We start from the raw sequence: 12,145 nt of genomic DNA on the forward strand, positions 1-12,145 counted from the left end.
TGCTTGCAGAGTTCGTCGATTAGTCGATCGACTTGGGCGTGGTATTCCTTGCGTTTATCCGCCGGTAGGCGAAGTACGTTGCTGTCGTAGTAGCGAAGCTCGGTGTTGGTTAGAGCCATTGTTTATCCCCGTGGTCCTGGAGTTGATCTAAACGACCGGGAACGGGCCGGCCTCCCTGCAGCGATAAAGGCGAACTTGGCAGTAAAAATGCCAAACGCGCCTTCAATATGGGGCGCTATTTGCCCTAATTCAAGAGAGCCGGTTTACAAAGTGATCCTAAAGTTGTGGGGTTCCAGAACTGACAATACTGTAGACATTCAAAGACTGGATAATCAAAGTCAATGTCTGTTGAATCGCTGCTTGCCCCAGGGAAACAGGAATTGAGGCGATGCCGTTAACTCGTTTACAGCGAGCAAATCGTGGAAGTTCAATTGGTTTGCCACCACTTGACATCATCGTCAAAATTGACGATGATTGCTCCATGACGTATCCAGGCGGAAAAGGCAAGTGCTACCAACGGCTAATTAATCTCATGCCGGCACACACAACTTATATTGAATCTCACTTAGGTGGTGGAGCTGTGCTAAGAAACAAAAAGGCCGCTCAAATCAATTTTGGTATCGACGCAGACGGGGCGGTTATCGCAAAGTGGCGACAACGATATCCGAACTATTGCACTCTGATACACGGTGACGCCGTCTCATTCCTTGAGAAGTATGATTATCAAGGAGGGGAATTAGTCTACGCCGACCCCCCATATTTGCCCGAATCTCGAAGAAATTCGAAAATTTATCGGCATGAGTATTCATACAAGGACCACAGCCGACTATTGGACGTTCTAATTGCTTTGCCTTGCATGGTAATGCTTTCGGGTTACGACAACTCGATGTATGAGTTACGCCTAGGGAATTGGCGCAAAGCAACGTTTTTGTCGAAGACCCATGTAGATGTGCGTACAGAGTGTGTCTGGATGAATTTCCCTCCCCCAACCAAGCTTCATGACGCTTCATATTTTGGAGAGACATATCGCGATCGGCAGACGAACAAGCGCCGCCATCAGCGTTTGTTTGATCGGTTTGACCGTATGGAACCAATTGAGCGAGAGCACGTTTTGCGCGCACTCAATGCTCAGTACTTAACTGAGTCGAGACCCTCATGAGACAGTCCGCTGCAGTTTTCACAGGCGCCGCCGTAGTGCAAATCGAACTGCCGTCTTCTGACACCTTCGTTTTGCCAGGCATTCCTTGGGGGGCAATTGAAGCATTCCCTACTCCAGCCTATTGGACTTACCAAGTCATGGCACGTCGTATCACCGGGATGCCGCCACGACATCGATTAGGAAATACGCTTGCCGAAGAGGTTGGCGCCTGTCTCTTGGGCGGACATGGAATTCCGGCAAGTGTCGGCCTTGCCGCGTTTCGAAGACTCCAGGCACAGGGAATGTTCGTCAACGCTTCAACTGAATCAGATATATTTGACGTACTTTCCCAGCCTCTTGAAATCGATGGCCGTCAGATTCGATACCGATTTGTGAAACAGAAAGCCCGCTATTTGAGTACAGCGTTATCCCGCTTGTCTGCAGAAACCCCACCATTAGACAGTGGAAAAGCACTACGCCAATGGCTCATCCAATTGCCAGGTATTGGACTCAAAACAGCGTCGTGGGTCGCACGTAATTGGTTAGACGCGGACGATGTCGCAATTCTGGATATTCACGTACTGCGTGCGGGTGCGCTGGCGAAGTTCTTTGATGAAAACCTAACGGTAGAGAGGAACTATTTAGAGCTCGAGGAACAATTCATACGTTTTGCTCAGGCTATCGGCACCCGTCCTTCAGAGCTGGATGCCATTATTTGGTTTGAAATGATGTCCTCCCCTCGGACTATTACTCAATTGATGGGGGGGAGTCTAGCCGGAGTTCGTCCGCGCTCGCCGTCCGATGCTCTTGCGGCCAGTTCATCAAGAGGACGGGGTCGTTCCAACAAAAGCACCTCCGACGCCAGACAAACCCGGTTGTTCGAGTAGTTGACTTACCCAAGGTTCGCCAGTTACCCCCAAAGGACAAAAACTGAGATCAAGGGCTTCTGCAGCGATGGCTAATACCCCAAGCATCACGCCGGCATCTCTCCATACAAGGCTTGCAGAGGCCTCATACTTTGCCGCCGTCATCCCTGGTTCCGCCGCAAGGATGAACAACGTCGCTGATGGAGCAGTTACTATATTCTGCATTGAACTCTTCACTATTGTTGCATCCAGTTTACTGGGCGTTTCGTGTAATACATGTTGATTAGGATCGTAACGGTACCAACACTCTTCTTGGGGTAACAGTACAAGAAGGTGGATGGGATGAATCGCGCCGCCTGATGGGCATGGGCGCCGCGACAAAGGAAACCCTAAGTGGTCACTGCCTAATTCTTGAGTATGGCAAGATATCCAAAGTAAAGCGCCGAGCGAATCCAGACTAATATTGGAAAACTGGCGTCGCGTACGACGACGAAGCAATATATTGATTGCAGATTCTTGTCTTTCCTCGGCAGTAATTGTGAGGGGTAATTGAATTACGTTTCCCTTAGGCCACGTGATAGGCGTATAGCAATTGGGCACTGGACGGGGAAAAGGATTACCCAAGTCCATCCATTCCGCCATCGAGTTCATAAAGCACCTCAAAATACTTATTACATCCTCGACAGTTTGCACACGCAACGTTTGCTTTATGACAGCTGTGTGCCCAACCCAGGATATTTTTAGGAACGTCTGCGTATCGAATCAGTTCAGGAGTGGTCATATCGATTGCGGGAGCTCTAACTGTCATACCTCCTTCTTGGAGAGACAGTAAGGCATTCATGCTCTCCAGAAATTGTATAGTGCCATCTTGATGAGACTTATCGGATTTCACAGAACCAATCCAAATCGTCTTGACGCCCAAAGGTAGGGCTTTCATGGCTGCAAAGGTTAGTAGCATTTGATTTCGATAGGGCCACCAATCGCTGGCAGGGGCATATCCATCTGGAGGTGTACCTGCCATATCTCCCGAGCCTAGAGACCTGCAATCGACACGGACGACATGATGCTCAATGCCCAATTTCTCACAGATAACCTTTGATGCAGTTATCTCTGCCTCGGCGGCGAGCTGTCCGTAATCAATAGTAATACAGTAGTCTGGCCGTTTCCACCAGGCAACGGCCAGTGAATCCATTCCACCCGATAATAATAAAGCAGCACTCATAAACTACACGCGGTCCAAACTGCATGATAGATAGCGCTAACATAGTCATCACACATATGGCATGACGAACCCTGCATCATTTTTTTGTTTTCTTCGGACTCATTCTCACAATAAACGATCACAGGCTTATCTTTGGCGCGCGCGTATCCAATTTCATAAATTGTGCCTGAGTCCATACCGTCGCCAATAGCAAAAATAATGTCCGCTTTCTCGATGCCAACCAAGTCAAGCATCACCACATCATCTGCACTGCCGCAACCCACATCGTGATACGGTGAGAATACTTCAAGCCCCATGTCCGCTAGGTCTTTCCGCACTTGCTCAACGATCCAGAGCTGAGCCAAAGTAAAGAAAGGACCTGCCAAATAGACAACCGGACGGCGCCCTTTTCTGAATGCTTCAGAAGGAACAATTGCTTCTGGAGTGAATGATTCAAATAGTTCAGGTATGGCAAAACCTTTGCTTTGGCAATAGTATGCTGTTGCTCGTGAGGCAAGGTCTGCACTTTCGGCGGCCGATTTCCCTTCCTCCATCCATCGCAATGCAAAATGTGCGGCAAAGTTATCCCCGGAACCTATTTTCCATACGGAGCGCGATCGATAGGCTGGAACTAGATTAGTTGACTTACCATCATGAACCAAAGCACCCAGTGGACCGCATTTAATGACTACAACTTGAGCATGACCATCAAGAATCAATGATTTGGCAATTGAGTCAGCTGATGTACTTTCCCCGCCACTCAATAACCGGGCCTCGCGATAATTAAGAATCAGAGCAAGTTCGTCTGCCGTAGATCCGTTTTGATGAAATGGCTCAGGCTTTGCCGGGCTCTGCGGGTCGTAAACAACTCTCTTGCCGTGAACAGATGCGCTGCCTTCCAGCATGCCGAAGCGTAAAACCTGTTCAGCCTGTACGCGTAGCGAAGATTGACGACTACCAAAACTATAAATGCGAGGAGTGGCTAAACCGTGGTCGTAATCAAAAAGGGTAGATTTTGGAATGCTTTCCCCTGAGAACTTAAACCCTTCAATGGCTGCTCGAGAAATTAATACCGGCTCAGTTATGGAATCATAATAAGTATGTAGTTCAACAAAGATCCCCATTGCCGCCATGGCGGATGCGGCTCGTCCTGCTGATCCGTATACCTCTTGCCACGCTGGTCGCATGCAGCGTTCACGATACACCCCGCCGACAACGGCGATAGCGTAAGTATTATCTATAGTTGAATTCATTGAGGACTAACACGCACACGGATTTGACCGTCGTTCTTTTCGGTGACTCTAGCAACGTACCGAGTGCCGCCCGCCAAACATTCAAGCAGCCGTCGTGTTTTCGGAGATGCCAACCCACCTGCAACCTTACCCTTATAGAATGCAACGACTACTGTGGTAGTCCCAATTGGCTGTGCCGAAATATCCAGCAGATCGCCAACTGAAATGTCCGAAATAACATCGGGTTTGGGGGAGCTAAGTTGTGTGTCAATTACTAACGTTTCACAACTTTCTTCACCTTCCCAAAAGCCGCTTCCAACGCCACTACTTCCATTCGATCCTGACATTTATTGTCCTCTTCATCGGTTAAAAATCGTAAATAATTGGTATATCTGGATTTGTGTTTTGGTGGTACAGGTTGCTTCTTGGCTTTGTGTTTGTTGGAGTCAAGAGTAAGCGGCCATAGTAGCTAATAGGTGAATGACAATTTCATCCGTACTCAGTCGCAAAAAGCGCTCATAATATAAGGTAGTAATTGCAAAATTGCCATAGTCGCATTTATTGGCCCTGAAATCTTGTTCAGTCGCATAATACGTTCCGGTTTACACCGCCGCCAACCAGCGCCGCGGCCGATGCGGTATGGTGCGGCGCTCGAAACGGCGGTTGCCGCCAGCGGCCGACGTCCAAACCTTGGTCGCTGACCGAGGCGATCGCCGCCGTTTCCTGCGCTTGCTGTTCGCTGAGTTCCGGCAAAATCGTCGGCAAGCGCGCCGCCAACATCGACTTGCCGGTGCCGGGAGGGCCCAGCATCAATAAATTGTGGGCGCCGGCGGCGGCAATTTCCAGCGCGCGTTTGACGTGGAATTGCCCATGAACGTCGGCAAAATCGATGTCGAAGGCGGAAGCGGGCAAGCCCAATGCAAAGGGCGCGGAATCGATGGCTTGCCGGCCGGTCAGATGCGCGCAGATTTCCAGCAAAGTACGGGCGGGCAGTAATGCCGCGTCTTGGATCAGGCCGGCTTCGGCGGCGCAGGCTGCAGGTAGAATCAGTTGCCTGGCGGCGTTGCGGCAATGAATCGCGACCGGAAGCGCGCCGGGTATCGGCCGCAATTCGCCGCCCAGAGCCAATTCACCGATGCATTCGTATTCGTGAAGCGCGGTTTTCGGGATTTGGCCCGATGCGGCCAGAATACCCAGCGCGATAGCCAGATCGAAACGGCCGCCTTCCTTGGGCAAATCGGCCGGCGCCAGATTAACAGTGATCCGCGCGACCGGAAACTCGAATTGCGAATTGACGATCGCGCCTCTTACCCTATCCTTGCTTTCCTTGACGGCGGTTTCAGGCAAGCCGACGATGTTCAGTGCCGGCAAGCCGTTGGCGACATCGACTTCGACGGTGACCAGCGGGGCGTCTATGCCGGTGCGGCCCCGGCTGTACACCACTGCCAGCGACATCGGCTCAGTCTTTGGGCAGCCGTTGCTCCAACTCGGCGACGCGTTTTTCCAAGTCTTCAAGCTTGGCGCGCGTTTTGGCCAGCACGGCTTTTTGGACTTCGAATTCCTCGCGGCTGACCAAATCGAGTTTGGACAGGGCGCTTTGCAACAAGGCATGGATGTTTTTCTCCATGTCGTCCTTCAGGTTGTGCAAGCCCGGCGGGATAGCGTTTGAAATACGGTCGGCAAGGTTATCGATGGTCTTGGTATCGAACATGGCGGTTACTCTTCTTGGTGTGGATCGGAAAAGGGCTGGTGGTCGCGGCAAATCTTTTCGGTATCGCCGCGCGCCAGCGGTTGTTCAGTGAGGCCGCAATGGTAATGGTTGGCCTCGACGGCAAAATGCCGACAAGAGCGGCACAGCCCAAAACTCTTGGAGTTATTGACTTTTTGCAGCACGCTCAGCGTGGCCCGCAACGCCTGACCTATCGTCTCGAACTCGCGTTCGCTGAGTTGGGTTTCGGCGTGCTTAAACACATCCAGCGGTTTTAAATCCTCCAGCAAAGCGTAGCCGCTTTCGGTCAGCGTCAAGTGTACTACCCGGCCGTCCACCGCATCGGTGGTTTTCTCCAAGTAATGCCGCCGCTCCAGAATCTGGATGGTCTGGGATACCGTGCCCTTGGTCAAGCCCAGGTATTCCGCGACCGCCGCATGGGTGTTGCTGTAATGATTGCATTTGGCCAAATAGTCCAACACTTGACCATGCACCGGCTGCAAGCCGATCGCCGCGTATTTTTTGCGCTCTTCCGAGCGCAATATGGCGCTGATACGCTCTATCAGCTTAAAAGTCTCTAATTCCTGCATTGTTTCGATTCTAACACAGGCACTCGCACGCGGTGTGGTTGGCGCGGATAGCCGGACCGGATTCCCGCCCGATACCGAATTGCCCGCACCGGTTCCCGAGGCGGCGGGCTATACTGGCGGCTTCTATCCACCCGATCGGAGGCCGCCATGCAGAAAATTACCGTCAACCAGCCGGTCGTCGAAATCGACGGCGACGAAATGACTCGGATCATCTGGCACTTCATTAAGGACCAACTGATACTGCCCTATCTGGATTTGCCGATCGCATACTATGACCTGAGTATTACTCATCGCGACGCCACCGAAGACCAAGTGACTATCGACGCCGCCCATGCCATTAAAAAACACGGCGTCGGCATCAAATGCGCCACCATCACGCCGGACGAAGCGCGGGTCGAGGAATTCGGCTTGAAGAAAATGTATAAATCGCCGAATGGGACCATTCGAAACATCCTGGATGGTACCGTGTTTCGCGAGCCGATCATTTGCAAAAACGTACCGAGACTGGTGCCGAACTGGACTCAGCCGATTTGCATCGGCCGGCACGCGTTCGGCGACCAATACCGCGCCACCGATTTCGTCACCAAGGGCAAGGGCAAGTTGAAGATCAGTTTTACCCCGGACGACGGCAGCCCAGAGCAAAGCTTCGAGGTCTACCACTTCGATGGCGACGGCGTGGCCTTGGCGATGTACAACACCGACGAATCGATCGCCGGCTTCGCCCGCAGCTGCTTCAACGTCGCGCTGGACCGGGGCTGGCCGCTATACCTGTCCACCAAAAACACGATCCTGAAAAAATACGATGGCCGCTTCAAAGACATTTTCGAACAGATTTACCAGGACGAATATAAAGCCCAATTCGCCGCCAAAGGTATTGTTTACGAGCACAAATTGATCGACGACATGGTCGCCTCGGCGCTGAAATGGAATGGCGCTTTCGTGTGGGCCTGCAAGAACTATGACGGCGACGTGCAGTCCGATACCGTTGCTCAAGGCTTCGGGTCGCTGGGATTAATGACTTCGACGCTGGTCACGCCGGACGGCAAAATCATGGAGGCCGAAGCGGCTCACGGTACCGTCACCCGCCACTACCGCATGCATCAGCAGGGTAAGCCGACCTCGACCAACCCGATCGCGTCGATCTTCGCCTGGACGCGCGGTCTGGCTTTTCGCGGCAAATTGGATGGGAATGCCGAGCTCATTCGCTTTTGCGAATTGCTGGAAATAGTATGCGTCGATACCGTGGAAGCCGGCTACATGACCAAGGATTTGGCTTTGTGCATTCATGGCGACAACTTGAACGAGGGCCAGTATCAGACAACCGAAGCGTTTCTGGAAACCTTGCGGGGTCGGCTGGAACGGCGTTTGGCCGAGTGAGTGCTCGGGGCGTGGCTCGATGGTTGCGTTTTTCCGCGTGGGGCGCGGTGTTTAAGGTTTGGAACGGTCGCGGTAGTCCAGTTTTGCCGCTGCCGGCGCGGCTTCGCTTGGTGGGGCGGGAGACGCGTCGGCGATGATCCGGATGCCGGACTATTCGGTCTCCATCTCCGGCGGTAGCGTTTCCGCCGGGCTGATGGAATCGGCCGGGGCCATCAGGCCGTCGAACAGCGGCAAATAGGCTCTTGCCGCCGATTTCGCCGCTTGATCCATTTTTCGATAATTGGCCAACACTTCCAGGCCGAACGGCGTCAGCTTGGCGCCGCCGCCGTGTCGGCCGCCCTTGGCGGCATGGACCAGCGGTTTGACAAAGCTGCGGTTCATCACGTCAACCAGCAGCCAGGCGCGCCGATAGCTCATGTTCATCGACTTGCCGGCGGCGTTGATCGAACCGGTGGATTGGATGGCTTCCAGCAGATCGGCCTTGCCCGGACCCATCGCGATTTCGCCGCCGTGCATCAAGCGCACGGTCAGTTTCAGGGTGGGATCGGCGCTGCCGGTTTTGCTGTCGTTCGCACTCATGTGCATTCTGAAAGGGCGGCTTATTCGACGTTCTGTATCTGCTCGCGCATTTGCTCGATCAGGACTTTCAAGTCTATCGAGATTTGCGTCATTTCCCGGTCGGCGGATTTGGAGCCCAGCGTATTGGCTTCGCGGTTCATTTCCTGCATCAGGAAGTCCAGGCGGCGGCCCGCCGGCTCCGGCAGTTTCAGCGTGCGTTGGACCTCGGCGACGTGGGTTTCCAATCGATCCAGTTCCTCGGCGACGTCCAGCTTTTGCGCCAGCAGCACCAGTTCCTGCTCCAGACGGTCGAAGTTGGGATCGGCCACCATTTCCACGACGCGACTGGTCAGCTTGCCGCGCAAGTTGTGCAAGACATCCGGCATGCGTTTGTGCGCGGCTTCGACCAGCAGCGAGATCTTCTGACAACGATCGTCGATCAACTGGGCCAGTTGCGTCCCTTCGCGAGCGCGGGTATCCAGCATTTTTTCCAGCGTAGCGTTCAGTAATTGCAGGATCAGCTCGCGCAACGCATCCTTGTCGATTTCGGTTTCCTGTTGCACGCCGGGAAAGCTCAAGACTTCCAGCGCCGAGAAGGGTTGAGGGTTGGCCATTGCCGTTTCGATGTCGGCGGTCACGCTCAGCAGCTTGCGTACGAATTCGTGGTTGACGTGCAAGGTTTGTTCGCCGATTTGTTTTTTGTAACCGAGCGAGCATTCGATCTTGCCGCGTTTGAGTTTTTCCGAGATCAGACGCCGGACCTCGGCTTCGGCAAAGCGCAAGCGTTCCGGCAATTTGACGCTGACGTCGCTGTAGCGGTGGTTGACCGAACGCAGCTCGCACAATAATGTCAGGTTGTCGGCGCTCAGTTCGCCGTCCGCGAAAGCGGTCATGCTTCTAATCATTTTTCACCTATAATCCAGAGCCTCAACCCGCGTTGCTTGCCCATGGCCGAATACTACGATCCCGAAACCTATCCTAAGCAGTGGAATTACCTGCAATCGGGCACCATTATAGATCAGTACATGATCGAGCGGGAATTGGCGCATGGCGGCTTCAGTTCGGTGTATCTGGCGCGGCAGATGGCCGATCAGATGCAAGTGGCGATCAAGGAATACCTGCCGCGCAAGCTCGCGCATCGCACTTGGAACAATGTGGTCGTGCCCAATAGCGACGAAGCCAAGGCGTTGTTCATGCGCGGCCGGGCCTTGTTTTTCGAGGAAGCCAAGGTGTTGGCGATGCTTAAGCACCATAATATCGTGGACGTCATCAATTTCTTTCAGGCCAACGATACCGTCTACATGGTGATGGCCTACGATTACGGCGTCACCCTCGACAAAATTCTGCACAAACGCTTGTTGCCGATCACCGAAGAGTTCCTGTTGACCGTGTTCAGGCAATTGCTGACCGGCATTGAGGTGGTGCATCACAAGGGGCTGGTGCATTTGGACATCAAGCCCGCCAACATCTTGATCCGCAGCGGCAATGACCCGTTGTTGCTGGATTTCGGGGCAATTCGCAAGATTTCGCTATCGCCGCAACGGAGCCGCGCCAAGGTGCTGACCAACGGGTATTCACCGATCGAACAATACGATAGCCAAGGGAGTCTGGGGCCTTGGTCCGACCTCTACGCGGTGGGTGCGAGTATGCGCGCCTGCCTGGATTGCCGGATTCCGATGTCCTCGCCCGACCGGGTTAAGCAAGACGATTTGCCGCCGGCGGTCAAAGCCTTCAAGCGTCGCTACCCGGAATATCTGCTGAAGGCCATCGACTGGGCGATGGCGGTGTTTCCGGAACACCGCCCGCAAACCGTCGCGCAAATGCAGGCCGCGCTAAACCCGTCCGGTTGACGTTGCCGGTACGCAAATCTCGAACCAGTGCGCCTCCGGCTGAAGGTAAGGCAACGCCAGTTTGCCCGGACTTCAAGCCACCAATAACACGCGGTAGACTATTCGGCTGGCTGAATTCGCTGCCATTTTCGGGCCCGAGATTGGTATGTCGAGCGGAAGAACGTTTTCGCCCCGGAACCCAAGTATCGCGGACTATTTTTGACACTCACAGTAACTCTTCAAGGGACCTTCAATGACAGAAGAATTCGCCGACCGCTTTGCCGCCGACTGGTTGCAAGCCTGGAACAACCGCGACCTGGAACGTATCCTGGACCACTATGCCGACGCAATCGAGTTTACCAGCCCGTTTGTGCAGGCTTTGCTGGGCGAAACAAGCGGAACGATCGCGGGCAAAGCGGCCTTGCGGGACTATTTCCGGGCCGGCCTGAGCAAATATCCCGATTTGCAATTCACGCTATTGCACGCGCTGCCCGGCGTTGCTAGCCTGACCCTGATTTACCGTAGCGTTAACGATCTATTGGCCGCCGAAGTCATGGAAATCGGCGAGGATGCCAAAATCATCCGGGTCAACGCGCATTACCGGCGTTAGCGGTCCGCATTCATCCCAGTTTACTCGTCAGGAGCGTATTCGACATGAGTCTTAGCTTAGTCATCGGCAACAAAAAATATTCGTCCTGGTCGTTGCGGCCTTGGTTGTTTTTGAAGTTTCACGACATCGAATTTCAGGAAGTGCGTATCCCGTTATACCAAACCGGTTCCAAGGCCGAAATTCAGCGTTACTCCGCGGCCGGCAAAGTGCCGGTGTTGCGCGACGGCGAGCTGCCCATATGGGATTCGCTGGCGATATTGGAATATTTGGCCGAGCGTTTTCCGCAAACCCGTGGTTGGCCGGAAGACTTCGCCGAAAGGGCGCTGGCGCGGGCCTTGGCGGCCGAAATGCACAGCGGTTTCATGCCGCTACGCGAGCATTGCGGCATGAATGTCAGTCGCCAGCCCGCCGCCAAAGCCTTACCCGAGGCTGCAAGGGCCGACGCGGCAAGGATAGACGCGATCTGGCGCGAATGCCGGCAACGTTACGCCGAGCGCGGACCTTGGCTGTTTGGCCGCTTTACGATCGCAGATGCGATGTACGCGCCGGTGGTGCTGCGTTTTCAAGCTTACGCCCTGCCCCACGGACCGGAATCGCGTGATTATATCGAAACCGTGTTGGCGGAACCCGCCATGCAAGAATGGGTCGCTGCCGGCCGCGCCGAAACCGAGGTATTGCCTCAGTTCGAATAAGCCCTGATAGCGATAGGCCGGAAGAAACCGGCAACGCGCCGTTAGAAAAGCCGGTGTTTTGCGATCGCGCGGCTCTTAACAATGTTGTACACGAATGCCAGAGCGGGCGTTAGTCGCCGATGACGCCGGCTACCGGTGGTTTTGGCCGCGAGGCACGCGCGCTGTTCATCAACACAATAGAGCCGATGATGATCGCCGACGCCCCCAGAATACGAGGCGTCAGCGGCTCGTGAGCGAACCAATTCCCCAAAAATACCGCGACCAGCGGATTGACGTAGGCATAGGTCGCGACCAGCGAGATCGAGGCGTTCTGCAACAACCACGCATATGACGCGAAACCGATC

The 12,145-nt window shown here is 53.9% G+C and carries 14 protein-coding genes and 1 pseudogene; 6 read left to right on the forward strand and 9 right to left on the reverse strand.

What is annotated here, in order from left to right:
• Positions 1-388 precede the first annotated feature (388 nt).
• Together AC3B8H_RS13270 and AC3B8H_RS13275 are read left to right on the forward strand one after the other, a co-directional pair.
• On the forward strand, positions 389-1,159 hold the full coding sequence (locus AC3B8H_RS13270; protein ID WP_488442023.1) for a DNA adenine methylase: 771 nt from the start codon (positions 389-391) through the stop codon (positions 1,157-1,159).
• Positions 1,156-2,025, forward strand: a complete 870-nt coding sequence (locus AC3B8H_RS13275; RefSeq protein ID WP_488442024.1) for an 8-oxoguanine DNA glycosylase — start codon at positions 1,156-1,158, stop codon at positions 2,023-2,025. The genes AC3B8H_RS13270 and AC3B8H_RS13275 overlap by 4 nt, the downstream gene beginning before the upstream one ends.
• On the opposite strand, the gene AC3B8H_RS13280 is transcribed toward AC3B8H_RS13275, so the two are convergent.
• The 6 genes and pseudogenes from AC3B8H_RS13280 to AC3B8H_RS13305 form a co-directional block, all read right to left on the reverse strand.
• Complete coding sequence (locus AC3B8H_RS13280; RefSeq protein ID WP_488442025.1) at positions 1,960-2,655, reverse strand: nitroreductase family protein; 696 nt, start codon at positions 2,653-2,655, stop codon at positions 1,960-1,962. The genes AC3B8H_RS13275 and AC3B8H_RS13280 overlap by 66 nt on opposite strands.
• Positions 2,621-3,226: a 7-cyano-7-deazaguanine synthase gene (locus AC3B8H_RS13285; RefSeq protein ID WP_427551307.1), complete on the reverse strand. Its 606-nt coding sequence runs from the start codon at positions 3,224-3,226 to the stop codon at positions 2,621-2,623. Before AC3B8H_RS13285 ends, AC3B8H_RS13280 begins: the two co-directional genes overlap by 35 nt.
• Positions 3,223-4,458 (reverse strand): PfkB family carbohydrate kinase, encoded by a 1,236-nt coding sequence (locus AC3B8H_RS13290; protein ID WP_488442026.1) that lies wholly within the window; start codon positions 4,456-4,458, stop codon positions 3,223-3,225. The genes AC3B8H_RS13285 and AC3B8H_RS13290 overlap by 4 nt, the downstream gene beginning before the upstream one ends.
• 579 nt (positions 4,459-5,037) lie before the next feature.
• Positions 5,038-5,892 (reverse strand): annotated as a pseudogene (locus AC3B8H_RS13295) (YifB family Mg chelatase-like AAA ATPase); the annotation flags it as partial.
• 4 nt (positions 5,893-5,896) lie between these two features.
• Entirely contained in the window at positions 5,897-6,148 is a 252-nt protein-coding gene (ubiK, locus tag AC3B8H_RS13300; RefSeq protein WP_488442027.1) for a ubiquinone biosynthesis accessory factor UbiK, read from the reverse strand.
• A 5-nt stretch (positions 6,149-6,153) separates the two neighbouring features.
• Positions 6,154-6,735: a MarR family winged helix-turn-helix transcriptional regulator gene (locus tag AC3B8H_RS13305; RefSeq protein ID WP_488442028.1), complete on the reverse strand. Its 582-nt coding sequence runs from the start codon at positions 6,733-6,735 to the stop codon at positions 6,154-6,156.
• Between the two features lie 147 nt (positions 6,736-6,882).
• Between AC3B8H_RS13305 and AC3B8H_RS13310 the strand changes: the two genes are divergently transcribed.
• On the forward strand, positions 6,883-8,112 hold the full coding sequence (locus AC3B8H_RS13310) for an NADP-dependent isocitrate dehydrogenase (RefSeq protein ID WP_488442029.1): 1,230 nt from the start codon (positions 6,883-6,885) through the stop codon (positions 8,110-8,112).
• Positions 8,113-8,262: 150 nt separating this feature from the next.
• Here the strand turns inward: AC3B8H_RS13310 and AC3B8H_RS13315 are convergent, their stop codons facing one another.
• Positions 8,263-8,691, reverse strand: a complete 429-nt coding sequence (locus AC3B8H_RS13315) for a winged helix-turn-helix domain-containing protein (RefSeq protein WP_488442030.1) — start codon at positions 8,689-8,691, stop codon at positions 8,263-8,265.
• 20 nt (positions 8,692-8,711) lie between these two features.
• The gene (locus tag AC3B8H_RS13320) at positions 8,712-9,563 is read right to left on the reverse strand and encodes a YicC/YloC family endoribonuclease (protein ID WP_488442031.1); all 852 of its coding nucleotides are present in this window, start codon (positions 9,561-9,563) and stop codon (positions 8,712-8,714) included.
• A 54-nt stretch (positions 9,564-9,617) separates the two neighbouring features.
• Between AC3B8H_RS13320 and AC3B8H_RS13325 the strand changes: the two genes are divergently transcribed.
• From AC3B8H_RS13325 to AC3B8H_RS13335, 3 genes are all read left to right on the forward strand, one after another.
• Positions 9,618-10,520, forward strand: a complete 903-nt coding sequence (locus AC3B8H_RS13325) for a serine/threonine protein kinase (protein WP_488442032.1) — start codon at positions 9,618-9,620, stop codon at positions 10,518-10,520.
• Between the two features lie 232 nt (positions 10,521-10,752).
• Positions 10,753-11,109, forward strand: a complete 357-nt coding sequence (locus AC3B8H_RS13330; RefSeq protein WP_488442033.1) for a nuclear transport factor 2 family protein — start codon at positions 10,753-10,755, stop codon at positions 11,107-11,109.
• A gap of 44 nt (positions 11,110-11,153) precedes the next feature.
• Positions 11,154-11,801 carry a glutathione S-transferase family protein gene (locus AC3B8H_RS13335; RefSeq protein WP_488442034.1) on the forward strand — a complete coding sequence of 216 codons (648 nt, stop codon included), beginning with the start codon at positions 11,154-11,156 and terminating at the stop codon, positions 11,799-11,801.
• A gap of 109 nt (positions 11,802-11,910) precedes the next feature.
• Here AC3B8H_RS13335 and AC3B8H_RS13340 read toward each other — a convergent pair.
• The coding region (locus AC3B8H_RS13340; protein ID WP_488442035.1) for an EamA family transporter at positions 11,911-12,145 on the reverse strand (235 nt) is incomplete at its 5' end.

The sequence above is a fragment of the Methylomonas sp. BG-2 genome (genome assembly GCF_057766305.1).